We start from the raw sequence: 25,358 nt of genomic DNA on the forward strand, positions 1-25,358 counted from the left end.
GGTTGCCATGATTGCAGTTGTTTTGGCAGGCTGCGCAGCGGCTCTTGTATGGAGTACCGACCTGCTTGGCCTGATTTTTCATGCGGACATTCAATCCATTCTGGAGCTTGCAAAAGGCAACATCACGCTGCTTCTAGCGATAACGACAATACTCATGATCATACAGAATCTGTTTACAATCATCCCGCTTCTGCTGCTAATATCGATTAACATTTCATTATTTGGATTTGTCTATGGCTTCTTGTGGAGCTGGGTTTCGAGCATCGTCGGCGCTGTAGCGGCCTTTTATATGATACGCGGCGGTTTCCAGCGCTTTATCCTGAAGAGAATGAGCGCCAATTTGCTAGAGAAAATCGAACGCAACAGCTTTCAGGCAGTATTCATTGGACGCATATTTCCGATGGTGCCCACTAGTCTTGTTAATGCCGCAGCAGGGATCAGTTCGGTGCCAATCGGCAAATTTATTACCTCTACTATGGCAGGAAATTTTATTTATTTTTTTGCCCTGTCCCTGATTCCCTTCGGGCTTGCATCAGACAGTATCTCGACTTACGGAGCGGCTGTAATTGTGTTTATACTGCTTGCCGGCTATTGGTACTATAGAAAGCGGGTAAAGAAGAGACGTGCAGCGGTCTCCTCCAAGTCTCAGCCGGGTACGGGCAGTACGCCTGCCATTTGCAACGCTTCGGAACATCTGGATTGATTGTTCTCCTGCCTATATAATGGGATAGATGGCGATTGCGATTTCGAAATCTATTTCATGGTTTAAAAGAGAACAGGAGATGCCTGATGAAAGCCAGACAAATGATTGCTTCAATTGTAATAATGCTGACCGCGGTGCTGATTTTGAATGGATATATCGGCGCCCATATTCTGGCTTATCTGCGTGAGTGGTGGCCGGGCATGAACCAATTGCTGTTCTGGATTGTGTTCGGTTTGATCGCTTTGTCCTATCTCATCGGCTTTGCCCGCTATCCCTGGCCGCTTCGCGCACCTGCCCGGCTGTTGAAGGTAATCGGCTCCTATTATCTTGCGGTAATGGAGTTTCTGATTCTGCTCCTGCCTGTGGTTGATATCATCTATGGCATTATGCGTCTTGCAGGGGCGGGAACAACAAATTATGTTAAAGTTGCGGGCAGTATTGTGCTCTTCCTGCTGCTTATGCTAATGATCTGGGGATCGCGCAATGCCTGGAATACCGTCATTCGCAGGCATTTGATTCACGTGGATAAGCAGGCAGGCGGCCTGAAGCAGCTTCGCATTGCCGCGGCTTCTGATCTTCATTTGGGCAATATCGTCGGGAAGCGGCACTTAAAGAAGCTGGTGAGGGAAATGAATGCGATGCAGCCCGATCTCATTCTTTTGCCGGGTGATGTGCTGGACGATAGCATTGAGCCCTTCCTCCGCAATCGTCTGGGGGATACGATCAAGCAGCTTAAAGCCAGACACGGTGTGTTCGCCATACTTGGCAATCACGAATACTACGGGCGGTCGATTGAAAAGTACACACAAGTGATGCAGGAAATCGGCATCAAGGTGCTCCAGGATGAGACGGTCGAGGTTGCCGGGAGTTACTATGTCGCAGGCCGCAAGGACCGTTCAGCAGAAGCTATGGACCCGCAGGGACGGCTGCGGTCGGCGGAACTGCTTGCCGGAGTTGACCATGCCCGCCCTGTCATTTTGCTGGATCACCAGCCGTATGAGTTTGACAAGGCAGCGGAAGCCGGCGCTGACCTGCTGCTATGCGGACACACGCATCGCGGGCAGATTGCCCCGAATCACTTGATCACAAGAAGACTCTTTGAGCTGGATTGGGGCTATATGCGCAAGAACAGGCTGCATGTGTTTGTCTCGTCCGGCTATGGAACATGGGGACCACCGATCCGGCTGGGCAGCCGCTCGGAAATTCTTGACATTACCGTCACTTTTGAATCCTAAAAAAATAATTGCAACATCAGCCCGTCTTCATTCGTATTAGTTGTATTCCAGGACATGCCAAGGCTCGTCCTGACTAAAATTTACGGAGGTGAATCCCTCAAAGTGAGGGAACGAATTGGACCTATTTATCTGGATTAACCTGGTTTTAATTGCATTGCTGATTGCTATGACCGCTTTTTTCGTCGGTGCGGAATTCGCGGTTGTGAAGGTAAGGATGTCGCGTCTTGATCAGTTGATTGCTGAAGGAAACAAAAAAGCGCTCGCGGCAAAGAAGCTTGCTACAGATTTGGACTATTATTTGTCTGCCTGCCAACTGGGGATTACAGTTACAGCTCTTGGCCTGGGTACATTGGGAGAGCCGACTGTCGAGAAGATTCTACACCCGCTGTTTAATGATTTGGGCATCCCGGCAGCATGGGCAACTTTCATTTCCTTCGCGCTGGCTCTTTCGATTATGACTTTCCTTCACGTGGTATTGGGTGAACTGGCGCCCAAGACGCTAGCTATTCAGTATGCAGAACGGGTTACCTTGCTGCTTGCAGGTCCGCTCGTAGCATTCGGGAAGGTATTGTTCCCGCTTATATGGGCGCTTAACGGCTCCGCGCGTATTTTTCTCCGCATGTTCGGCGTGAAGCCAGCCGGGCATGAGCAGGCGCATTCGGAGGAAGAACTGAAGATTATTATGGCGCAAAGCTTCCAGAGCGGTGAAATTAATCAGACCGAGCTTTCATACATGCAAAATATATTCGCATTCGATGAGCGTGTGGCCAGGGACATCATGGTACCGCGCACGCAGATGATTGTGATCGACCAGTCTATAGATACGTCCGATTTGTTGAAGCTGATCGATGAGTACCACTACACGCGCTATCCGGTTACTCGAAACGGGAGCAAAGACGATATCATCGGGGCCCTTAACGCCAAGGAACTGGTGACCCACATCGCCTTGGGACGAAGCATAACAATTGCGGACCATATTCATGATATTCATATTATTTCTGAAGCAACGCCGCTCCAGGATGTCCTGATGCAAATGCAGCGCAAGCGGGTGCATATTGCGCTCGTCATTGATGAATACGGCGGCACTGCCGGTATCATCACGATGGAAGATATCCTGGAAGAAATCGTCGGAGACATTCGGGATGAATTTGACGAAGATGAACAGCCGGACATCGTACAGTCCGGGGAGACGGAGTATATGATTAACGGTCGCGTGCTGCTTTCCGATCTGGAAGAGCGCTTTGATGTGCGTTTTGATCCGGAACGCGAAGTGGAGACGCTCGGCGGCTGGATTCAGGTTGAGATGATGCTCTCCGGAAAGTCTGATGAGCTTATTCGCTACGGCGGCCATGAGTGGCAGGCAGCGGAAATAGACAATCTGCAAATTTTGAAAGTGCGATTGAAACTTAATGCTCATGAAGAGGAAGAATCGGGGCAAGAACGGGAATAGCGAAAATCCACCTTCATAGCTTAGGGTGGAACTACGAGTTGAACGCACTCGTCCCCTCAGGGGCAGTGCGTTTTTTTTTGGCCTCTTGTCACCAGATTTTTTATTTTCAAAAAATTGGAAGGTGATTAATGCAGGATTTACGAACATGGGGTATGATAGAGTTGATCGTCGCAGGTGGCTGATTTAGTGAAGCTTCTGTGGTTGTTCAGAATGTAGTGGAATACATATTCGGCTCCTACCAGGGCCGGTTCACGCCAAGCAAGGCTAGACAAGATAGAGAAGAAGAGAGCGATTTTCATTCACGAAAAGGAGTGTACACCATGGAAATTGGAATCAGCACATTCGTCGACACATCACCGGATATTCATACCGGGGAGTTGATCAGTCATGCACAGCGGCTCCGTGAGGTCGTGGAGGAGATTGTACTTGCCGATCGGGTCGGGCTGGATGTATATGGTGTAGGGGAGCATCACCGCGAGGATTACGCGGCCTCCAACCCGGCAGTGGTACTGGCGGCTGCGGCTCCTCTAACCAAACGTATCCGCCTGACTAGCGCGGTGACCGTGCTGTCATCGGCTGATCCGGTGCGCGTGTTTCAGGATTTTGCGACACTGGACGGCTTGTCTGAGGGGCGTGCGGAAATTATGGCGGGCAGAGGCTCATTTATCGAATCATTTCCGCTGTTCGGCTTTGATTTGCAGGATTATGAAGAGCTGTTCGAAGAGAATCTGGAATTGCTGCTGGCCATCCGGGGGTCGGAGAAGGTGAACTGGAGGGGCGGTCACCGTCCTGCTATCAAGAACCTGGGTGTATATCCGCGACCGGTGCAAAACCCGCTGCCCGTCTGGATCGGAAGCGGAGGCACGACGGAATCGGTCATTCGGGCGGGGACGGCTGGATTGCCGTTGGCGCTGGCGATTATCGGGGGAAGTCCTGCCCATTTCGCCCCGCTTGTCCAGTTGTATAAGAAAGCCGTGGCGCTTGCCGGTTATGATCCGAAGCAGTTGCCCGTAGCGTCGCATTCTCACGGATTTGTGTGGGATTCCGACGAGGAGGCTGCGGATCTGTTTTTTCCTTCAACACAGGATCGCATGAACGTGCTTGGCGCTGAACGCGGCTGGGGACGATACACCAGAACTAACTTTGATGCGGCCCGAAGCTTCGACGGTGCTCTGTATGTCGGCTCACCGGAGACCGTAGCGCAAAAAATCATTCATCTGCGCAAGCAGGTCGGCATTACCCGCTTCCTGATGCATGTTCCGCTAGGTACAATGCCGCATGATGAAGTAATGAAAGCCATTGAGCTATTGGGAACCAAGGTGGCTCCGATTGTTCGCGAGGAAGTAGCGAAATGGGAAGCGGATCATCCGTCAGTCTGAGCAAAGCCTTGGCAATTCTAAAAGAATGTTTGAGGGAGGCAAGATGGTGACGTATACAAATATTCCATGGGACAAAGGCACTTGGACGACTGCGCCTGTATCGGTGCAGGAAGAAGGGGAAGGTCTGCGCGTCGGGGCGAAGCACGGGAGCGATTATTGGGAGAAGACACTGTATGAATTCGAGCATAGGGACGGACATGCGCTGTTGGCGCCATGGGAAGATGCCAGCGCGATGGAAGTTACGTTTCAGCTGAGTTCTTTTACAGAACTGTATGACCAGGCGGGATTGATGCTCTGGCATGGTCCGGAGCAGTGGATTAAAGCCGGTGTGGAACTGAACGACGGCGTTCCCCAGGTTGCCGTTGTCGTGACGGACGGATATTCCGACTGGTCGCTTGCGCCTGCGCCGGAGTGGGTCGGCCAGAAAGTGACAATCCGTGCTTCCCGTCAAAAGGATGCAGTCATCATTAGAGCCCGCTCACAATCTGAAGGCTGGCGCACCATTCGGGTGGCCCGCTTCCCTTATGCCTCCGGCAAGCAGGCGGGGCCGTTCGTTTGCTCTCCTACCAGAGCCGGGCTTGAGGTCGTCTTTACGCGCTGGGTGCTGGCCAGCCCGGATGCTGACTTGCATACGGACCCGCCTTTGCCAAGCGAACGAGAATGAGCTTAAGACGCTCGGGCTTTTAATCGAAACAACCGGCACTCCGTAATCAGAAAACAGGCAAGTCAGACGGGGCGGTTTCTGCCGCCCCATTTGACTTGCCTGCTTTTATCCCTAGCGTTTAGCCTTTGACCGCGCCTTCTGTCAACCCTTTTTGAATAAATTTGGAGATGAATAAATAGACGATCAGGACCGGGATGACGGTCAGTGCGACCGCGGTTGCCATCAAGCCAAAGTCTGTGCCGTACTGGGAACTGATTTCGCTTAGCAAGGCTACAATTGGCCGGACACTCGCTTTATTGACGAAGATCAGCGCCGAGAACAGGTCGTTATAGGACCAGAGGAAGACGAAAATACTGACAGAGGCAAAAACGGGACGGGATACCGGAAAAAAGATCTTGATCAGCATCTGCCACCGGTTGCAGCCGTCAATAAATGCGGCCTCTTCCAGCTCCTTGGCTATCGTAGCCATATAGCCGGCAATGACAAGAATGGCAAAGGTCAAATTACCTGCTGTCTGCGGAAAAATTAAACCTCCGTATGTATTGACCAGGCTCGTCCTGATGAGAATTTCGTATACGGGCACAACGGTTGCAAAGGCGGGGATAAGCAGCGTCGCATAAAGGATGGAGTAAATGAGCCTTCTGCCCTTGAAATTGAATCGGGACAGCGCATAGCCTGCAAATCCGCTCAAAATCAGTACCAGAATTACAGTGGAGCCGGACATGATCAGGCTGTTCATATAGCTTCGGCCGATGTTAATCCGTTCGAAGGCGGTTGTGTAATTGATAAAGACGGGGTCCAGCGCGAGCGCAAACGATTGGTTCATGACATCCTTGGACACCTTGAAGGAATTGTTCACAATCCAGAATAGCGGATAGATCGTTGTGAGCGACCAGCCGGTCAAAATCAGGTAGATCAGGGCGCTTCCCCAGCGGAACTTCAGGGGCTTTCGGCGCCAAAATTGTGTTTTGCTATTGATGATTGGTTGCATAAGCGTACACTCCTAACAGCAGCTTAATAAGTGAACTCTTCACTTTTCAACAAACGGTTGGCCAGCAAAGCGAGCAAAACACCGAAGACCACCATATAGATCGCAACTGTGGAGCCGTAACCGAAGTTTTGATCGACAATCGCTTTTTTGTACATATACGTGCCCAGTACCTCTGTGCCGTTCTGGCCGCGTGAGATGACCCATACGAATTCGAATACTTTCATCGTGCCGGTAATGGCAAGCGTAATGACTACTTTGATATCGCTCAAAATTAGCGGGAGCGTCAGCTTGACGGTTTTCTGAAGCCCGGAGATGCCTTCAAGCTTGGCTGCTTCATAATAATCCGTCGGAATTTTGGACATTGCGGTCAAGAACAGCACCAGGTAAAAGCCGACGTAATGCCAGACGGTTGGGATAGCCACAGCTTTCAGGGCATTGCTCTCGCTAAGCCAGAGAACCTTCTCAAAGCCGAGGCTAGTGATGATCGTATTGAGCAAGCCAAAATTGTAGTTGTAAAACAGCACGAACAGCAAGGAGATTGCGGTACCGGAAATGACGACCGGGAAAAAGAAGACCGTACGGAAAAAACTCTGAAGCCTCGTTATATGATCCAGCATGACGGCTAGAACGAGGGCAATGCCCACCTGAAACAAAATGACATAGACCATAATTTCGAGGGTGTGCAGCGTTGCTTCACCAAGCAGCCTGTCTGTGAATAACCGTTCATAGTTTTCCCAGCCTACGAATTTTTTATCGAAAAATCCCTTTGTACGGAAGAAGCTCAAGTACAAGCTTTTGAAAAACGGATAGTAGAGAAAGACCGACATCAGGAAGGCAGTAGGGAGCAAGAACAAAATAATATATTTTCGATCGCCCTTCATCTTTATCACCTTTTAACCTTCATATTTTCAATGGCCTTGCAAACGGTGGCCTTGTAAAAGATTACGCCGCCTTGAGGAGGGGGGCGGCGTAATCGACATTGCTTGGGGAGGTTATTTTGGGGAGGTTATTAATGAGGATGAATTATTTATTCGCGTCTTCGATCTTTTTGGCTTCCTGCAGCACTTCAGCTGGCGTGCTCTTGCCTGTTACGACCTGCTGAACGCCGGCGCGCAGCGTAGAGAACGTTTCCGGGGAGATTTTGCTGTCCACCGGAGTTGTGATGGAAGCAGAGTTGGCAGCCATCGCGAAGCCGTCCACCTGCGCTTGCGGTAAGCCGGTAATTTCAACATTAGCTGCAGGAGTACCGCCATTTGCCGTAGCAATTTTCTGGATAATAGCCGGGGATGTCAGATGCTTGAGCAGTGCAATGGCCGCATCTTTTTTGTCTGCATTGTCGTAGGTTGATTTGGGCAGATAGAATCCGGAGCCGAATCCGCCGATGATATCGTTGCCGCTGCCTGCTCCGCCTGGGACGACAGGGAATGGAATTACAGTTGTATTTTCTTTTACTTCAGCACCGCTAAAGCCGCCGAATGCCCATGAACCTTCCAAAATCATCGCTGCTTTGCCTTCACCGTAGTAGTTGGATGCCATACCAAGATCGATCGTTGCGGCATCTTTCGGGAATGCGCCAAGGTCATACAGTTCTTTGATGGCCGCATAGCCTTTCTCCCAGTTCGGATCAATTCCGTCTGCAAGACCTTTCGCCTGCCCAGCAGGACCGGCAGCCGTCAAAATAAAATGCTCAACAATATAGTGGGACTGATCAAACGGAGCGGACAATGGAATAATGCCTTTGGCAGCGAATGTCTCGACTGCTTTTTTCAATTTATCCCAGTCTGTAGGGAGATCAAGATTATTGTCTGCGAACAGCTTTTTATTCACGAACAAGCCCTCGTAAAATCCGGTCAGCGGAGCGGCATAAATGTGGCCGTCCTTCTGTCTTACGTTCTCAAGAGCGCTCGGGGAGAAGCCATTCTTCCAGTTGGCGTCTTCGTTAAGGAGATCATCGAGGGGAACAACCTTGCCGGCATCGATAAAGCCTTGGGCATCCGCGCCCACAAAGTAAAACAGCAAATCAGGTTCATTGCCGGAATTGATGTCGGTGTTGACTTTGGTTCTGAAACCGTCATCATTAGCTGACAATGTATCGTTGTCAATTTTCACATTCGGGTTGCTGGCTGTAAACTCGTCCAGAGCAGCCTGGAAAGCATCGCGAGCGGCGTCTGTACCGCCGAAGGTAGAGAATACACGCAGCGAAATATCTTTCTTGGGCGGCTCTTCCTTTACAGCTTCTTCCTTAGAGCCTTGATTTCCTGATGCATTAGGCGTGTTGTTCTTTACTTCATTTTTGTCCCCGCAGGCAGCCAGGAACATGGAGAAAACGAACAGCACGCTCAAAACAATTAAAGATGCTTTTTTCACACGAACATCCCCCTAGAAATAGTTTTTTTAAACTTATGCATATATTCTCGGGTGTATATAAAAATTTTACTTTAGTCATCAAATAACTGTAAATAGATGGGCGGGGATACAATTATCTAAAAAATGGGGTAAATTTATTGGGTACGTTTACAGAAATCTAAACATTGACAAAAGCGATGGATTTTATGAGGAATTTGCTCCGACAGGCTTCACCCCGATGTACGGTTATTTGATACGGCTCGTTAACGGCGCCCCCGGCATTACGCAGAAGGAGCTGGCTGACAAGCTGTGCGTGACGCCTTCCGCCCTATTCGGGATGCGGAACCATCCTTACGATGTCGGGGCCGCTCCTTACGGCTCTGATGAAATCGTCAAGCCTGCGCCATTTCAGGGAAATGTATTTACAACCCAATTCGGACTCTTGGTTCAGCGCTAGGGAATAAAACGTTCTGGCTACTCGGGGGAACATTTTTCTTCTGCGGCTTATCCACAAACGGATTGATCGGGACGCATTTAATTGCGGCATGCGGGGATTACGGCATTCCTGAAGTGATGGCTGCGGGATTGCTTGCCCTGATGGGGATATTTGACCTGATCGGCACTACGCTTTCCGGCTGGTTGTCAGACCGCTTCGACAGCCGCTGGCTGCTGTTCTGGTATTACGGGCTGCGCGGATTATCCTTGCTGTTCCTGCCTTATGCGTTGGATGGAAGTCCGACATCCTTAATTATTTTTTCGGTATTTTATGGTCTGGATTGGCTTGCTACTGTTCCGCCAACGGTTAAGCTGGCTTCTCAGGAATTCGGCAAGGAAAAATCCGGCATGATTTTCGGCTGGGTTGTGGTGGCTCACCAACTCGGGGCTTCATTTGCTGCTTTTGGAGCCGGTGTGGTCAGAGAATGGGCAGGCACGTATGCTATTGCCTTTGTTGTGGCAGGATTTATTTGCTTGATTGCAGCGCTGATGTCTATCAAAATCAAGCCTGCCGAAATGGTGAAGGCAATGGGTTAAGGCGAGAATCCTGACAGATTTACAGCAAGCTGTTCTTCGGGAAAAACTTGTCTCATCCGGTCATAGACAATGCGCCAGGCGGTGGGGTGATACCATTGCTCCATGCCGATTTCCTCGTACAGGGATTGAACTCCAAGACGCATGGTTCGCTTGCCTCCACTGCCGTCGCCCATGAAGAAATCGTCGATACATACGCGATTCACAAGCGGCCTTAGAAGATGCGGAAATTGCTCACTGCTCGGAAGAACAGGGGCAATCGTCGCCTGAGCCGGAATATCGGCATCGCGCAGCAGCTCCAGCGTTTGGAGTCTAGCCGGGATCGGCGGTGCATACGGGGAGAAATGTTTGCGAATATGCTCCAGATCGGTCTCAATCGTCATGCTCACACGAACCTTGTCGCCAAGCTGTTGCAGCACATCGATATCTCTGCGAACAAGCGGGCTGCGGGTTTGCAGAAACAGGAAGTCCGGAGGGTCATCCGCCATCGCCTCAAGCAATGAGCGGGTGATCCTTTCTTTATGCTCTACAGGCTGATAAGGGTCCGTGCTGGAAGACATAAATATCGTGACTGGGCCCTTGGCTTTGGCCCGTTGTAATTCTTTTCGCAGGACGGCCGCCGCATCTTTCTTGATATCCACCCACGTTCCCCATTCAGCGCCGCGAAAAACAGCGATCGGCATTTGGCGGACATAGCAGTAGGAACAGCCAAATGAACAGCCTGCATACGGGTTCAGGGAGTAGCTGTAGCCGGACAGAAATCCGTTTCCTTTGGTCAGTATGGTCTTCGGTACTTTCGTTGTATATTCCGGCTTCATCAATGCTGGCCCCTTTCACCTCTGAACGGCATGACTGAACGGCATGATACTCCATTATAACATAGAAGCATCCTCTCGTTTGCTGAACCAGGTAACAATGCAAGACTTTGGCAGAGGTAAAGGGGTTTATTGTATAAAGCTCGAATATATTCCTTGTTAGCAGTCTTGAGAGAATATGAAGGGGGAAACAGCAATGCAGGATATTCAAGCCATTCTGTTTGATCTGGACAATACGTTGCTTGACCGGAGCGTGACGTTCAGGAGATTTACGAATGCATTTTTGGCGACTCATCTGCCACATTTGAATGAAACAGAGGAATTGGCGGACAGAATCATCGATCTGGATCAGGACGGCTACACGGATAAGCGGCTGCTGTTTTCTCAACTGCTTGAGGAATTGCCCTGGGGGCAGAAGCCCGAACTATATGAACTGATGGAATTTTATAAGTCAGAGTATGTGAGAAACGCCGTCCTGATGGATCAGGCGATAGAGGTGTTGGGCCAGTTAAGAGCGAAGTACAAAACCGGCATGATTACAAACGGCCAGACGCTGATTCAATATGGGAAAATTGATCAACTGCAGCTTGGAAGCCATTTTGATACGATTATTGTATCGGAGGAAGCGGGAGTTAAGAAGCCGGATGCTAAAATATTCGAACTCGCTATGAACCGACTGAATGTAAAGCCGGAGAACTGTATTTTTGTAGGCGATCATCCGGTAAATGATATTGAAGGAGCGGCTGCTGTCGGTATGAACGCGGTCTGGATTCAGGTGAATCAGCCATGGCGTGAGGATGTCAAAGCCAAACCGCTGCATACAATCCGAAAATTAACCGAGCTGTTGGAAGTGCTTTGATTCATCTTGCGTATTGCCAAACCATCGCAAACTACGCTATAGTAGAACTAACTTCATATGGAGTACGGGTGCTGGATGGAGTCCGGCTGAGATAGAAGCCTTGTGTTTCTGACCGTTAATCTGAACCAGGTAATGCTGGCGTAGAGAACGTATCGAATTGAAACCATTCGTCTATTCTACGAATGGTTTTTTTTATTGAAATCCGGTTGCGGGCAGGCATCTGCCAGCTTGAACACCAGATTTCTCCGTGAAACGTGCGCTTCGCCGCCGATGCGCGGCGGAGCCGTTTACGCCTAGCTTGACGCCCGGTTATCAAGGAGGAGAAATAGTGCCATGATCGATGCGAAAATCGTTCAAATCCAGCGCCAGGCGGAGGCAAGGGCTGATGAATTGATTAGCCTCCTGGCCCGGTTGGTCGCATTTCCGACCGTCAGCCCTCCAGCCCGGAATACAGCTTCAGCGCAAATGTTTGTAAAGAAGCAGTTGGAAGCGAGCGGATTTGAGGCGGAGCTTTGGGAGGTTTTTCCGGGTGACCCCAATGTAACGGCAATGAAGAAGGGAACAGCGAGCGGGGATTTTTGCAGTCTTCTGCTAAACGGCCACATCGATGTAGCAGAAGTCGGCGATGACCGGGAATGGCAGTCTAATCCGTTCAAGCTGAAGCTTCAGGATGGTCGGTTGTACGGACGCGGGACTGCAGATATGAAGGGTGGTATTGCTGCGCTGCTGTTCGCTCTGCGGTTGCTCCACGACGCAGGCGTGGAGCTTAAAGGAGATGTATGCTTTCAATCCGTCATCGGGGAGGAAGCAGGCGAGGCCGGAACGCTATCCTGTACGGAACGGGGTTGCAGCGCAGACTTTGCTATTGTAGCCGATACAAGCTCGATGCAAATTCAGGGACAAGGCGGTGTCATTACCGGGTGGGTAACGGTGCAAAGCCCGGTCACTCATCATGATGGCGTGCGGCACAAAATGATTCATGCGGGCGGCGGTCTCCATGGAGCAAGCGCAATCGAAAAAATGGCAAAGCTGATCTCCGCCCTGCAGGAACTGGAGCGGCATTGGGCTGTGACGAAGTCGTATCCGGGTTTTCCGCCCGGGTCCAATACCATTAATCCCGCTGTTATCGAAGGCGGGCGTCATGCAGCCTTTATCGCAGACCGCTGCTCGTTGTGGATAACGGTTCATTTTTATCCGGATGAGAATTATGAAGACGTAACTGCCGAGATTGAGGAACATCTGCTCAGAGCGGCTGCTGCTGATCCTTGGCTGCGCGACCATCCGCCTTCGTTCCGCTGGGGCGGTCGTTCGATGCTGGAGGAACAGGGCGAAATATTCCCTTCGCTTGAGCTTGATACAAACCATGAAGGGGTCGGAGCGTTGTCGGCATCCCATGCCAGACTGCTGGGCAAAGCGCCCCGAACAGGGATGAGTCCGACAGTTACAGATGCAGGATGGCTTGGCAGGGCAGGAATTCCAACGGTTCTTTACGGACCGGGTAAGCTGGAGCACGCCCATGCGGTGGACGAAAGTATTGATCTGCGCGAACTGATCGATTATGCGAAGGTAATGATCGGATTTATTGCCGACTGGTGCAATCGGCCGAAGGCGGAAGCGGCGCAGCAGACGAATGCGACTGCTGAATCGGCACAATTCGAGACAGGGATAATGGTTAAGGAAGGGTGGGCCTGGCAAGATGGAACGCTTTAGCGAGAGATTATACTGCTCAGTAGCCGATGTATGGGGCAAATGCCATGAACATCCGTTTTTGGCGGGGCTGCGTGACGGAACGCTGGAACCGGAATCTTTTATTTACTATATGAAGCAAGACTACGTCTATCTGATCGATTATGCCAAAATGTTTGCTTACGGCAGTCTGAAAGCGCGCGACCTGGAGACCATCTCCAGGTTTGCTGAGTTGCTCCATTCTACATTGAATGTGGAGATGGAACTGCATCGGGAGTATGCGGAGCGATTTGGCATTTCCCGCGAGGAACTGGAGAGTACGGTGGCGGCTCCCACGACAGTCGCCTACACCAAATATATGCTGGATACTGCGGCAAGCGGCTCGCTGGCAGAGGTTGTAGCAGCGCTATTGCCCTGCATGTGGAGCTACCGGGAAATCGGCACCGCGTTTGCGCGCTATCCGGGCAGCCTGGATCATCCGCTGTACAGGGATTGGATTTTAATGTACAGCTCGGAGGAATTCGGACAACTGACAGAATGGACTGTAAGTTTGATCGACCGTCTGGCGGAGGGTCTGCCGGAACGTGAGCTAGCCAAGCTGGAGGAGCACTTCATCATTACGTCCAAGTTCGAATATTTGTTCTGGGATATGGCGTATCGTCAGGAGATGTGGCCGATTTGAGTGAAAATCGTACACGTATAGTGTCGGATCAAGCGCCGCGAGCCTTGACGGTGAGCGGCCTGAGCTATTCATTTGCGGGTGGGCCTGTCCTGTTTGACAAGCTGGACTTCAGCGTCCAGGCTGGAGAGTTCGTCGCGCTGCTTGCTCCAAGTGGAGCAGGGAAGACGACGTTGTTCCGACTGTTGGCCGGACTTGTGAAGCCTGATGCAGGGGAAATCCGATTAGGCGGCTCCTCTGAGTCACAGTCTCCAGGTCAAAAACGCCGTATCGGGTATATGCCGCAGCGGGATTGCCTGATGTCTTGGAGAAACGTACTGGATAACGCCGCGCTTGGCCTGGAACTGTCAGGCGTCCCCAGGCAGGAAGCACGCAGGAGGGTGCGCGAGCTGCTGCCTTCGTTCGGGCTGGAGGGCACAGAGCAGAAGCGGCCCCATGAGCTGTCGGGCGGCATGAGGCAGCGCGTATCTTTCCTTCGTTCGCTTCTGAGCGGCGGTGATCCGCTGCTGCTCGATGAACCATTCAGTGCTCTTGATGCCATGACAAGAGCGAGTATGCAGGAATGGCTGCTGCAGATTTGGGAACAGCATCGCAAGACCGTGCTTTTCATCACGCATGATGTCGATGAGGCGCTCTTGCTGTCAGACCGCGTACTCGTGGCAGCCACATCGCCAATCTCTTCATTGCAGCAAGTTGCAGTCGGTCTGCAGCGGCCCCGGGATTACAGCGCGGTACTGGAGCCTTCTTTTATTCAACTGAAACGCCAAATCCTGGAGCAGCTTGGCCGTACGCCGGTTATCAAGGAAGGTGCTGGCCAATGAAGAAAAGCGTCAAGACTGTGCTTCCGGTCTTCCTATTCATCTTGCTGCTTGCCGCACTGTGGGAGCTGTTGACAACTGTATTCGAGGTTCCGCATTATATCGTTCCGCGCTTGTCGGATGTCCTGGCTTCGTTATGGGAGAATCGGCTGCTGCTCGGGCGTCACTTTGTTCTTACTCTGGGCGAGGCGCTGCTCGGTCTTGGGTTATCTGTTTTGTTTGGGGTCTCGATTGCCATATGGATGGAGCGGTTCAATCTGGCCAAGCGTACGCTGTACCCGTTGATTATGGCTTCGCAGACGATCCCGATCATTGCCCTGTCTCCGATTATGGTCATGTGGTTCGGGTACGGAGTTTGGAGCAAAATATCTGTTGTTATATTGTTCACCTTTTTCCCGATTGCAGTGAATACCTCGGATGGGTTCCGCACGGCTGATCCGGGAATTGGCGAGTTAATGCGCACGATGGGGGCGAGCAAGCGAGATCTGTTCCTGAAATGGAAGATCCCGTCCGCGTTGCCGGGTTTCTTCACCGGGTTCAAGCTCGCAGCTACGATAAGTGTAGGCGGAGCGGCGCTCGGTGAATGGCTTGGCGGGGAATCCGGCCTAGGCGTCTACACCAAACGAGCTTCCAACATGCTGCGGGGAGAAGCTGTATTTTCTGGTGTGCTGCTGCTATCGCTGATGGGGATTTTGCTGTTCCTGGCTGTACGCTGGTTGGAGAGCAAGGTGCTTGCCAAGCGAGGTTCAAGCGATGAAAAAGAGATGTAAATAAAAAAGGGGAGAATCTACTAATGAAATTTCAATTCTGGATGAAGCGCGCCTCTCTGGTCTTGTCACTGGTACTGGTTGCGAGCGCAATGGCTGGCTGTGGAAAATCGGAATCACAAACCGGCGGGGTAACGGAGCCGGGTGTGGCCAAGCAGGAAGAAACGGAGCTTACGGTGCTGCTGGACTGGTATCCGAATGCAGTGCATTCCTTCTTAATTGCCGCTGAGGAGCAAGGGTATTTCAAAGAAGCCGGTCTGAAGGTCAAGCTGCAAACTCCGGCAGACACGAATGACGCGCTCAAACTCGTCGCTACGGGCAAGGCTGATCTGGCGATCAGTTACCAAATGCAAGTTGCGATTTCACGCTCGGAGAATATTCCGATTGTATCTGTGGGGTCCATTGTGCGGCACCCGCTTAATCAACTGTTTGTACTGGAATCCTCCGGTGTGAAAAGTCCAAAGGATCTGGAGGGCAAGTCGATCGGCTATCCGTCCGTGCCGCTGGATGAGTCCATTGTGAAGACGATGGTGGAAGGCGACGGCGGAGACGCGTCCAAGCTGAATTTCGTGGATATCGGCTGGGACCTGATTCCGGCGATGACAACCAAGCGGGTTGATGCTATTATTGGCGGCTATGTGAATCATGAGAAGTTGTTGCTGGAAAAGGAAGGCATCAAGCTGTTAGCCTTCGAACCGGCAAAATACGGCGTGCCTGACTACTATGAACTGGTATTTACGGCTAGTGAAGACGGTCTAAATAAGAACAGCGCGACGATCAAAAAATTTCTGGAGGCCGCTGCCAAAGGCCAGGAATATACCGCGAAGCATCCGCAAGAAGCGCTGCAGACGCTGCTTGACAAGCAAAACAGCGACTTCCCGCTTGATCCGGACATTGAGAAGCAAAGTCTGGAAACGCTGCTTCCACTGATGGATGCAGGCTCTGAAGGATTCGGCAGCCAAACTGTGGAGTCTTGGCAGGCAGTTGTAGACTGGTTGAAAAAGCAAGGCCAACTCCGCAACGATGTAGATGTGGAAAAGGCATTCCGTAATTTATAATTGCATTAATTATTAATGTCATTAATTAAATTGAATTGAATTACTTACAGAAAGGAGGCGGCAGTAAGCTTATGGAAGAGATGCAGATGGACAGCGAACAAATGAAACAACGTTATTCCCGGCAAATGCTATTTTCTCCAATTGGCGAAGCGGGTCAGCGAAAGCTGATGAACAGCGCTGTCCTGATCGTAGGCATGGGCGCTTTAGGCACCGTGCTGGCGAATCATCTGGTGCGGGCCGGAGTCGGCCATATTCGCATGGTTGACCGCGATTACGTGGAGAAGAGCAATCTTCAGCGGCAGCTGCTTTATGATGAGCAGGATGTGGTTCACATGTATCCCAAGGTCATTGCAGCCGAGAAGAAGCTGCGCATTGTCAATTCCACTGTGAAGCTGGAGCCCGTTGTTGCTGACGTTACACTCGCCAATATCGCTGAGCTGCTGGAAGGGATGGATCTGGTGCTTGATGGCACAGACAACTTCCAGACCCGATTTTTACTTAATGACGCCTGCTACAAAGCGGGCATCCCGTTCACCTATGGCGGGGCAGTCAGCTCTCGCGGGATGAGCGCGCTGTTCGTTCCGGGACGTACGCCATGTCTACGCTGCTTCATTCAAGCGGGGGATTCAGGCGGGGAGACCTGCGATACGATAGGGGTTATTGCCCCCGTCGTTGACATTGTTGCCTCCTATCAGGCGGTGGAGGCTATGAAGCTGCTCGTTGGCGCGGAGGATCAGCGCAGAAGCAGTCTTGTTACTTTTGATATCTGGCATAACCGGTTCTATGAATTGAAGTTTGGAGAGCCGCATCCCGGCTGTCCTTGCTGCCAACTGAAGCAGTATCCTGCGCTGGAATGGCGGGAAAGGGATGCAGCCGTTTCGCTGTGCGGACGGGAGACTGTACAGATTAGAGGGAATGCGCCGCTGGAACTGGCGGTGTGGAAGGAGCGGTTAAGTCCGATAGCCAGGGAGGTCACGCTGAATCCATTCCTGCTGCGTGTGGAACTGTCAGAGGGAGAACGGCTAGTCATGTTCCCGGACGGCCGCGTGCTGGTGCAGGGGACAGAAGATATTGTCAGAGCCAAGACGCTTTATGCCAGATATATTGGACAATAAATGAAGGAGTGGGACCTATGAAGGACTTTCGCCTGTATGCAATAACCGGGGAACAGTTTCATCCGGGACGCGATTTGATTGATGTGATGGAGCAGGCTATTCTGGGCGGCGTGGATATTATTCAACTGCGCGACAAGACGGGAAGCCGCGACGAAGTGCTGGCGAAGGCCCAGGCGTTGCGCGCGCTTACCAGGAAGCATAACGTTGCATTTATCGTCAATGATTATATTGATATTGCCATGGAATCGGATGCGGACGGCGTTCACTTGGGACAGGGAGACCTCTCTCTTGCAGAAGCGAGGAAAATTGTCGGCGACAAAATGATCGGAATTTCCACCCATGCGATAGAAGAGGCGCTGCTTGCCGAGGCGCAAGGGGCAGATTACATCGGGGTAGGGCCTGTATTCCCCACGAAGACAAAGGTGGATGTGGTTGACCCTGTAACCGTTAATTATGTGCGTCAGGTCAGCGAGCAGATACGGATTCCATTTGTTGCTATCGGCGGAATCAAGCTGCACAATGTGGATGAAGTGATTGCCGCGGGGGCAACACGGATCTGTGCGGTAAGCGAGATTGTCGGCAGCAGCAATGTGAAGGAAACCTGCGAAGCCTTTCTCCGCAAGCTTGAGAGGGGGAAGTAAGCGGTATGGAACTGATCATTAACGGCCAAACGCAGGTGCTGGAGCCGGCAGACACGATGGAGGATGTCATCAAACAGCTTGGCTTGCTTGGCAAGCCTCTCGTCGCAGAGGCGAACGGGGTTGTACTGACGGCAGAGCAGTGGGCAACGACTTCGGTTGTTCCGGGAATGCGGATCGAACTGGTTCATTTTGTAGGAGGGGGCTGACAGCTATGAGTCAGGATAAGCTGGTCATCGGCGGAAAAGCTTTATCGTCACGTATTTTTATCGGGACGGGATTGTTTCCGAATCCGTTCGTTCAGAAAGAAGCGATTCGAGCCTCCGGCTCGGAGGTGCTTACATTTGCGATACGCCGAATCAACCTGGAGGCGACAGAGGACGATTCAATCTTGCAGCATTTGGAGGAAGGCAGCTATACGTTCCTCCCGAATACTTCCGGCGCAAGGACGGCGGACGAAGCGGTTCGTATTGCGCGGCTGGCCCGTGCGTCAGGATTGAGCGACTGGATCAAGGTGGAAATCAGCGCGAACGAGCGCACGCTGCTGCCTGATCCGATCGAGACGCTCAAGGCGACGGAAATTTTGGTGAAAGAGGGCTTCACTGTGCTTCCCTACACCTCGGATGATCCGATTTTGTGCAAGCGCCTGGAGGAAGCGGGCGCAGCGGCAGTCATGCCGGGGGCCGCGCCGATTGGCACGGGGCTAGGTATTTTGAACCCGTATCATATCGGGCTTATTGTAGAGGAAGCCACGGTCCCGATTATTGTGGATGCAGGACTCGGCTCTGCCAGCGATGTCGCGCAGGCGATGGAGCTTGGTGTCAGCGGCGTGCTGATGAATACTCCGGTTGCGAAAGCGAAGGACCCGGCGATGATGGCGCGTGCCATGAAGCTGGCTGTGGAGGCTGGCCGGTTATCCTACCTGTCTGGCCGGATTGCCAAAAAGAAGTACGCGACCGCAAGCAGCGGCCTGGAGCAGTTTATTGTCAAATAATGTGCAACGCTACCATGGAAAGAGATGAGACAGCAATGACAGAAACGGTTATCGTCCTGGGCGGGGGCATTATCGGCTTGTCCTGCGCTTTCGAGCTGCAAAGACGAGGCCATCAGGTGACAGTACTTGAGACCAGGCGCTGCGGCGGACAAGCATCCGGCGCTGCAGCAGGAATGCTCGCTCCGTTTTCAGAGAATGTGGAAGGGCCGGATGAATTTTTCCGGTTTTGCCGGGAAAGTCTTCGTCTATACCCGGATTGGCAGGGGGTGGTGCGGGATGTCTCCGGGAGGGATTTCGAATATACCGCCTCGGGCAGCTTGTATGTTGCCAGCCATGCGGCAGATTTGCTAGTTCTGGAAGGAAGGCTGCTGTGGCAGCGCGAACACGGCTCATCCGGTCGGCTGGTTGAAGGAACTGAACTGCAAAGTCTGGAGCCCATGCTTTCGCGTCATATGCTTGCGGGGCTGTATACGCCGGAAGAAAGCCATGTGTATGCCCCGGATTTTGTGAAGGCGCTGGAGCAGGGCTGCCGCAGGCTGGGTGTGCACATTCATGAGGAGTTGGAGCAGCTTGAGCTGGCGGAGTTCGAGCGGGAAGTGCTTGTACAAGCGGCTGACGGCAGGATGTTCAGCGCTGGGCGACTGCTGGTCTGCTCAGGAGCCTGGGCACAGGAACTGGCGGTGACGCTCGGAATACGGATTCCGATCTATCCGATCCGGGGGCAGATTTGCGCTTACCGAATGGAAGTTCATCAGCCGGTCAGGCATATGGTATTCGGGCCGCAGGGCTATCTGGTCGCCAAGGCCAATTCGACTGTTGTATGCGGGGCATCCGAGGATGTCGCGGGATACGATACCACGGTGACGGAGCGCGGAATTGAACGGCTCAGGAGATGGAACAGGCAGCTGTTCCCGCATCTCGAGCATACGGAGCCGTTCCATCGTTGGGCCGGGTTGCGTCCAGCTACCCAGGACGGGCTGCCGTTGATCGGCAAGCTGGCCTCTGCTGACCGAATTGTCATGGCAGCCGGGCACTACCGCAACGGCATCTTGCTTAGTCCGGCAACGGCAATGCTGGCGGCAGATATCATCGAAGGCAAGCCGTATCCGGCCTTTAATGAGGCGTTCAAGCCGGAGCGGTTTGGTACAGCAATAGGCTATTATTAATTCAGAATTGTGGGAGGGCTTCAAGATGAGTACAGGGGAAGGGACGGCAGCATTGCCGCGGGCGCTGACCATTGCCGGCTCCGACAGCGGGGGCGGAGCCGGCATTCAGGCGGACCTCAAAACCTTTCAGGAGCTGGGTGTCTACGGGATGTCTGCCTTGACAGCAATTACTGCGCAGAATACGACCGGGGTTCAGGCAGTCTATCCGCTACAGCCGGAGGAAGTTGTCCAGCAAATTCGCTCAATTGGCAGCGATATCGGTACGGACGCGCTCAAGACAGGCATGCTGTTCAGCAGTGAAATTATCCGTGCAGTAGCCGGGGAAATCAGGGAGCAGGGCTGGACGAAGCTGGTGGTAGACCCGGTGATGATTGCCAAAGGCGGGGCGGCGCTGTTGCTCGAAGATGCGGTGCAGGCGATGAGAGAAGAGCTGTTCCCGCTGGCTGAAATCGTGACGCCCAATATCCCGGAAGCCGAGGTGCTGACCGGGGTGGAAATTCGCAATGAAGCGAGCAAGCGGGAGGCCGCGAAGCGGTTGGCGTTTTATGGCGCGCGGCATGTTATTATTAAGGGAGGACATGATCATGGGACAGAGGCGATCGATCTCTTGTATGACGGCCAAGGTTTCACCGAGCTTGCAGGCAGACGCATCGAGACTGGACGTACGCACGGCACCGGCTGTACATTTTCAGCGGCACTGGTTTCAGGATTGGCACAAGGCCTTGCCATTGACGCCGCATTAAAGCAGGCCAAGGCATTCATTCAGGCGGCGATCGAAGACGGCATCCGAATCGGTTCGGGTCATGGGCCGACCAACCATTGGGCATATCGCAGACGGATGGCCCTCCAATTCTGATGCCATGTTCTGTGAACGACTCTGGAGAAGATAAGGAAGTGATCGAATTGGCAGCAGGGAATCAGACTGAGGCAGCGTTGGAAGCTCATGCGAAGCTTCTCACGGACAATTATCGGAAATGGACGGGCAAGGAATTGGTACAGCTTGTTCCGGGAGAAAGCGTGAGAAAACAGCTTGATGACTCGCCTGGGATTATTTTGTCTCATGGAATAGAGACCGACCCGGTACTGAATTATGGCAATCAGGCAGCGATGAGCTTGTGGGAGATGGACTGGGAGCAGTTCACAAGCACGCCGTCCCGATTGACCGCTGAACCAATGGAACGGGAGGAGCGCACCCGGTTTTTGGCTCAGGTGACGGAGCATGGCTATGTGAGCGACTATACTGGCATCCGGATTTCCAGTACCGGTCGACGCTTTTATATCAAGAAGGCGACGGTATGGAACTTGTTTGATGACACGGGTGTGTATCGCGGACAAGCGGCAGCTTTTACAGAATATGAATATATTTAATTGAAGCAAACGGTCCCGTTGAGGATCGTTTTTTTATGCTTTGGGCGATAAATTTGCTGTTCAAATAAGGATGTTATCATTTAATGTCGAATAGTGGCAGAAATTACCCGTTTGGTCGTTTACAAAATAGAAATCATTGCTGTAAGCTGGTTACAGGGGGGACTGCAAGTGAACGTTGTTCGTACATTAAGGAAATATCTAGCTTCCAGCAAGCTGCTTTGCACCCTGTTTGTAGGTTGTATGATCATTGAGGTTGCTTATGCGGTTGCAGCGCCATTAAGCTTGAAGTTCCTCATAGACGAAGCTTTTACTCCTAAAAATCTGCAAGCTTTTTTACTTATTTTAGGCATTTTGCTTGCAGGCGGCCTGATCAGCATACTTGCTGGAGTCGGGGGAGATAATGCGCTTGGCAGGGTAAGTGGAGAGGTCATTCGCAGACTGAGAACGGATTTATTCTATCATTTGCAAAAGCAGTCGCTGCCATTTTATGAACGTTACCGGATCGGCGATCTGGTGACACGCTTCGGATCGGATATGGGGTCAATTGAGCGTGTGATCCGTGTTGGGAGCCCTTACCTGGTCAAAGAGGGCTTGAGTCTGCTGCTGGGATTGACGCTGTTGTTTATGCTGGAATGGAAGCTGACGCTGGTAATGCTTGGAGGCTCTCTGCTCATGTTTGCATTACCGAAGCTGCTGCAGCGCCGCGCCGAAGCGGATAATGTGAAATACAAGGAAGCCCAGGAACGGTTCACCAATACAATCGATGAGATGGTCAAAGGACATAAGACGATTAGAGGGCTGCATCAGCAAGCCAGATTCCGGGAGCGTGCCCAAGGGCAAATTCAGGAGTTGTTTGGCTACGGTATGAAGCTGCACATGACAGGCTCGCTGATGGAACGACTGCCGCTTACTGCCCTGATGCTATTAAACGGCGGAATGATTGGCTTTGGCGGTTATCTGATCTTTACGGACGGGATGAGCGTGGGGAGCTTCGTAGCCTTTTTTACGTTGTTCATGACAGTCGGGCAATCGGTATCCAGTTTGTCCTTTCTTATTCCCAATCTGATAGAATCGGGCATCAGTTTTCGCCGCATTGGAGAGGTTCTGGATCAACAGCCCGATGTAGTGGAGCAGGAGCATCCGCTTGAGCTTGTCGGTGCAACGGCCTCCGTTCACATGGATCGGGTGACCTTCGGATACGCGGAGGGAGCTGATCAGTTGAAGGATATCAGCTTGCGGGTTGCGGCCGGAAACTATGAAGCTTTCGTTGGCCCAAGCGGCTCCGGGAAAAGCACGGCGCTTCAGTTGCTGGCGAGGCTGTATGACCCCGCGCAAGGGACAGTCTCGCTTAACGGAATTAATCTGCGTCAGGTCAGTGAGGCTTCATTGCGAAGAATGGCAGTGCTTGTCACACAGGATACCTTCCTGTTTAACACGACCATACGGGAAAATCTCGTCCTTGACAGGGAGGATGCTATAACGGATTCAGAGATGACGGAAGCGGCACGGATGGCCAGAATTCATGATGTCATTACAGGCTGGCCGGAAGGATATGATACGCGTGTTCGTCATGAAGGCGGTTCAATGTCGGGCGGTGAGCGCCAGCGGCTAGCCATTGCAAGAGCGCTGTTGCGAAAGCCCGGACTGCTGCTGCTTGATGAGGTCACATCCGCACTGGACCCTGCGACCGAAGCAGACATGAATCAGTTGATTGGAAGCCTGCGCGACAGCCAGACGGTCATTTCGGTGACCCATCGGTTGTCCTCGGTCGTTCACGCAGATCGCATCCATGTATTTGAGGCTGGTCGGATTGCAGAATCAGGCACGCACAAGGAATTGATGGCGCTGCGGGGACTATACTACAGTCTGTGGGAGAAGCAGCACGGCTTCAAGCTGTCGAACGACGGCCTGTATGCAACCGTTGAAGCTGACCGGCTTGCCAGAATGCCTTTCTTTGAGGGGCTGGACCACTCCGTTCTGGAATCGGTGTCTTCGCTGTTTGCCACAGAAACATGCGAGGACGGTGAGAGCATTGTTCATGAGGGAGAAGAAGGCAGCAAGTTCTACCTCATTGTACGGGGAAGGTTTGAGGTCATCAAGCACATTCACAAGCAAGGGGAGCAGCGGGTAGCTGTTCTGCACGATGGCGACTATTTCGGTGAAATTGCCCTGATTAAAAACATCCCCCGGACAGCTACGGTTAAAGCGATAGGGCATGGCGTCATGCTGACAATCAGACGCGAAGCATTCCATCACTTGACATCGCGCTATCCGCAACTAATGGAAGCGCTGCAGCGTACGCTGTCGAAACGGATGTAACGATGGAACAAGACAGGGGGGAGAACGTGACCACAACGTGCAAACGATGCTTAAGCGATGATGAAATCTCGAGCGTCAGTCAATTTATATTGAAGAACAGACGTGATCTACACCCGGCCTATACGACGCTGGATATGGTCGCTCTGTTGTATTCTTATATAACGGAGGGCAATCTCGTCTGTATTGTCGATGAGAATCAGCGCGTGCTGGGAGCATCGGCATACTATCTCGGGACTCGGGAGCGCAATTTCGAGGATAAGGAGATTGTGTTTGCTGATCTGGTAATCTGTGATCGTACAATCAGAGGCAGCCGTCTATTCATGAAAGGATTCATCTATCTGATTGAACTGATTGTCGAGGAGCATCCGGAGGTGAGAGAAATTCAATTCTCCGCCTTGTCGGAAAATACATATGTTTGCAATCTGTATGCAAAGCTGGCGAACAAAAGCCATACTCGTGAGGGGTTAATTGGCGAGGAAACAGTTTTCTCGGAACAGGTCAGTACGCTGAAGACGGCTTTGAAGAAATTCCAGCGTGTTTCGTGGTAAGTTATGCACGCGCATCAAAATAACCCGGTTAATCACCTATAATGGAGGCACATCAACATGATTCCAATAAAACCAACGATTGATAAACATTCATCCAAAGGAAGCGGCTTCGGAAGTCAGGCAAACGATTCCTTGCGCGCAACTGCAGCGTAATGGATTTTTTATTTCGACCATGTGAGTTGGAGATGGACTTTGAGTCCTATGTCCAATTTTTGCTTGAACATCACCGGGAATTAAACTTGCCTTATCCATTCGCCGTCAAGCTCAGCTTTGTGAGCAGCCCATTAGTAGCCGGCAAAGCCATGCTGATCTTCAGTGAGGAGCCTTATGAAATTGTAGGAGCAGCGGGGTTTGTTATCGGTACAGGAGCCAATCAATATGAAGACAAGCATGTATGCCAGATTGAGACCGTATTTATCCGTCAGGAATACCGGGTTGCTTCCTTGTTCTGGCAGAGTATGCGGGCGCTTGTTGAACTGATGAAGCAGGAAAATCCAGCAGTCCGTCAGGTGCAATTCTGGGCGTCTGCCGATCACAAGGAACAGGAGAGTCTATTCCGGAAATTTGCTTCATTGCCCGGCGCATCCAGAACCGTTGTGGAAGGTTTGGCGTTGTATCAGGTCCCTTATTCCGAACTGGAAGCCTACCTTGCATGGATTTGATTTGTCAACTTGAAGGGTGTAAAGTTAGTAAAAGAATAAAATGGGGCAGGCGCTGCCCGGTAATGGAGA

At 51.9% G+C, this 25,358-nt stretch carries 27 protein-coding genes; 23 read left to right on the plus strand and 4 right to left on the minus strand.

Annotated elements, in window-relative coordinates; all coding sequences use genetic code 11:
* Positions 1-7: 7 nt before the first annotated feature.
* From JFN88_RS03180 to JFN88_RS03200, 5 genes are all read left to right on the plus strand, one after another.
* Positions 8-703 carry a TVP38/TMEM64 family protein gene (locus JFN88_RS03180; protein WP_199017851.1) on the plus strand — a complete coding sequence of 232 codons (696 nt, stop codon included), beginning with the start codon at positions 8-10 and terminating at the stop codon, positions 701-703.
* Positions 704-789: 86 nt separating this feature from the next.
* A complete protein-coding gene (locus tag JFN88_RS03185; RefSeq protein WP_199017852.1) occupies positions 790-1,938 on the plus strand; it encodes a metallophosphoesterase in 1,149 nt (382 codons plus the stop codon).
* A gap of 115 nt (positions 1,939-2,053) precedes the next feature.
* Complete coding sequence (locus tag JFN88_RS03190) at positions 2,054-3,388, plus strand: hemolysin family protein (RefSeq protein ID WP_199017853.1); 1,335 nt, start codon at positions 2,054-2,056, stop codon at positions 3,386-3,388.
* 320 nt (positions 3,389-3,708) lie between these two features.
* Entirely contained in the window at positions 3,709-4,767 is a 1,059-nt protein-coding gene (locus JFN88_RS03195) for an LLM class flavin-dependent oxidoreductase (RefSeq protein WP_199017854.1), read from the plus strand.
* 43 nt (positions 4,768-4,810) lie between these two features.
* Positions 4,811-5,431, plus strand: coding sequence for a DUF1349 domain-containing protein (locus JFN88_RS03200; protein WP_233167365.1), 621 nt, complete (start codon positions 4,811-4,813; stop codon positions 5,429-5,431).
* 118 nt (positions 5,432-5,549) lie between these two features.
* On the opposite strand, the gene JFN88_RS03205 is transcribed toward JFN88_RS03200, so the two are convergent.
* The 3 genes from JFN88_RS03205 to JFN88_RS03215 all read right to left on the minus strand — a co-directional run bounded on the left by JFN88_RS03205 (position 5,550) and on the right by JFN88_RS03215 (position 8,789).
* Positions 5,550-6,422, minus strand: coding sequence for a carbohydrate ABC transporter permease (locus JFN88_RS03205; RefSeq protein ID WP_199017855.1), 873 nt, complete (start codon positions 6,420-6,422; stop codon positions 5,550-5,552).
* Positions 6,423-6,445: 23 nt separating this feature from the next.
* Complete coding sequence (locus tag JFN88_RS03210) at positions 6,446-7,303, minus strand: carbohydrate ABC transporter permease (protein WP_199017882.1); 858 nt, start codon at positions 7,301-7,303, stop codon at positions 6,446-6,448.
* Between the two features lie 142 nt (positions 7,304-7,445).
* Complete coding sequence (locus JFN88_RS03215; protein ID WP_199017856.1) at positions 7,446-8,789, minus strand: ABC transporter substrate-binding protein; 1,344 nt, start codon at positions 8,787-8,789, stop codon at positions 7,446-7,448.
* 217 nt (positions 8,790-9,006) lie between these two features.
* On the opposite strand from JFN88_RS03215, the gene JFN88_RS24355 reads away from it, so the two are divergent.
* Both JFN88_RS24355 and JFN88_RS24360 read left to right on the plus strand, forming a co-directional pair.
* Positions 9,007-9,225 carry a helix-turn-helix domain-containing protein gene (locus JFN88_RS24355; RefSeq protein WP_233167366.1) on the plus strand — a complete coding sequence of 73 codons (219 nt, stop codon included), beginning with the start codon at positions 9,007-9,009 and terminating at the stop codon, positions 9,223-9,225.
* Positions 9,226-9,287: 62 nt separating this feature from the next.
* A complete protein-coding gene (locus tag JFN88_RS24360) occupies positions 9,288-9,800 on the plus strand; it encodes an MFS transporter (protein WP_233167367.1) in 513 nt (170 codons plus the stop codon).
* On the opposite strand, the gene JFN88_RS03225 is transcribed toward JFN88_RS24360, so the two are convergent.
* Positions 9,797-10,615 carry an SPL family radical SAM protein gene (locus JFN88_RS03225; protein WP_199017857.1) on the minus strand — a complete coding sequence of 273 codons (819 nt, stop codon included), beginning with the start codon at positions 10,613-10,615 and terminating at the stop codon, positions 9,797-9,799. The two genes, JFN88_RS24360 and JFN88_RS03225, sit on opposite strands and share 4 nt — an antisense overlap.
* Before the next feature lie 193 nt (positions 10,616-10,808).
* Between JFN88_RS03225 and JFN88_RS03230 the strand changes: the two genes are divergently transcribed.
* The 16 genes from JFN88_RS03230 (at position 10,809) to JFN88_RS03305 (ending at position 25,289) form a co-directional block, all read left to right on the plus strand.
* Positions 10,809-11,471: an HAD family hydrolase gene (locus tag JFN88_RS03230; protein WP_199017858.1), complete on the plus strand. Its 663-nt coding sequence runs from the start codon at positions 10,809-10,811 to the stop codon at positions 11,469-11,471.
* 333 nt (positions 11,472-11,804) lie between these two features.
* Positions 11,805-13,181 (plus strand): acetylornithine deacetylase, encoded by a 1,377-nt coding sequence (locus JFN88_RS03235; RefSeq protein WP_269846501.1) that lies wholly within the window; start codon positions 11,805-11,807, stop codon positions 13,179-13,181.
* Positions 13,168-13,839 carry a thiaminase II gene (tenA, locus tag JFN88_RS03240; RefSeq protein WP_199017859.1) on the plus strand — a complete coding sequence of 224 codons (672 nt, stop codon included), beginning with the start codon at positions 13,168-13,170 and terminating at the stop codon, positions 13,837-13,839. The genes JFN88_RS03235 and tenA overlap by 14 nt, the downstream gene beginning before the upstream one ends.
* Positions 13,836-14,657 (plus strand): ABC transporter ATP-binding protein, encoded by an 822-nt coding sequence (locus JFN88_RS03245; protein WP_233167368.1) that lies wholly within the window; start codon positions 13,836-13,838, stop codon positions 14,655-14,657. Before tenA ends, JFN88_RS03245 begins: the two co-directional genes overlap by 4 nt.
* Complete coding sequence (locus JFN88_RS03250; RefSeq protein ID WP_199017860.1) at positions 14,654-15,424, plus strand: ABC transporter permease; 771 nt, start codon at positions 14,654-14,656, stop codon at positions 15,422-15,424. The genes JFN88_RS03245 and JFN88_RS03250 overlap by 4 nt, the downstream gene beginning before the upstream one ends.
* 23 nt (positions 15,425-15,447) lie before the next feature.
* Positions 15,448-16,479: an ABC transporter substrate-binding protein gene (locus JFN88_RS03255; protein ID WP_233167369.1), complete on the plus strand. Its 1,032-nt coding sequence runs from the start codon at positions 15,448-15,450 to the stop codon at positions 16,477-16,479.
* 71 nt (positions 16,480-16,550) lie between these two features.
* The gene (locus JFN88_RS03260) at positions 16,551-17,594 is read left to right on the plus strand and encodes a ThiF family adenylyltransferase (protein ID WP_233167370.1); all 1,044 of its coding nucleotides are present in this window, start codon (positions 16,551-16,553) and stop codon (positions 17,592-17,594) included.
* Between the two features lie 17 nt (positions 17,595-17,611).
* A complete protein-coding gene (thiE, locus tag JFN88_RS03265; RefSeq protein ID WP_199017861.1) occupies positions 17,612-18,235 on the plus strand; it encodes a thiamine phosphate synthase in 624 nt (207 codons plus the stop codon).
* A gap of 5 nt (positions 18,236-18,240) precedes the next feature.
* Positions 18,241-18,441, plus strand: a complete 201-nt coding sequence (thiS, locus tag JFN88_RS03270; protein WP_199017862.1) for a sulfur carrier protein ThiS — start codon at positions 18,241-18,243, stop codon at positions 18,439-18,441.
* A 5-nt stretch (positions 18,442-18,446) separates the two neighbouring features.
* Positions 18,447-19,226: a thiazole synthase gene (locus JFN88_RS03275; protein WP_199017863.1), complete on the plus strand. Its 780-nt coding sequence runs from the start codon at positions 18,447-18,449 to the stop codon at positions 19,224-19,226.
* Between the two features lie 35 nt (positions 19,227-19,261).
* Positions 19,262-20,392: a glycine oxidase ThiO gene (gene thiO / locus JFN88_RS03280; RefSeq protein WP_199017864.1), complete on the plus strand. Its 1,131-nt coding sequence runs from the start codon at positions 19,262-19,264 to the stop codon at positions 20,390-20,392.
* Between the two features lie 25 nt (positions 20,393-20,417).
* The gene (thiD, locus tag JFN88_RS03285) at positions 20,418-21,248 is read left to right on the plus strand and encodes a bifunctional hydroxymethylpyrimidine kinase/phosphomethylpyrimidine kinase (protein ID WP_199017865.1); all 831 of its coding nucleotides are present in this window, start codon (positions 20,418-20,420) and stop codon (positions 21,246-21,248) included.
* Between the two features lie 38 nt (positions 21,249-21,286).
* Positions 21,287-21,760, plus strand: coding sequence for an MEKHLA domain-containing protein (locus JFN88_RS03290; protein ID WP_332908427.1), 474 nt, complete (start codon positions 21,287-21,289; stop codon positions 21,758-21,760).
* A 168-nt stretch (positions 21,761-21,928) separates the two neighbouring features.
* A complete protein-coding gene (locus JFN88_RS03295; protein ID WP_199017867.1) occupies positions 21,929-24,079 on the plus strand; it encodes an ABC transporter transmembrane domain-containing protein in 2,151 nt (716 codons plus the stop codon).
* A 26-nt stretch (positions 24,080-24,105) separates the two neighbouring features.
* Entirely contained in the window at positions 24,106-24,627 is a 522-nt protein-coding gene (locus JFN88_RS03300; RefSeq protein ID WP_199017868.1) for a hypothetical protein, read from the plus strand.
* Positions 24,628-24,812: 185 nt separating this feature from the next.
* On the plus strand, positions 24,813-25,289 hold the full coding sequence (locus JFN88_RS03305; RefSeq protein WP_199017869.1) for a hypothetical protein: 477 nt from the start codon (positions 24,813-24,815) through the stop codon (positions 25,287-25,289).
* Positions 25,290-25,358 lie beyond the last annotated feature (69 nt).

It is taken from the genome of Paenibacillus roseus (assembly GCF_016424485.1).
Classification (GTDB): domain Bacteria; phylum Bacillota; class Bacilli; order Paenibacillales; family Paenibacillaceae; genus Paenibacillus_D; species Paenibacillus_D roseus.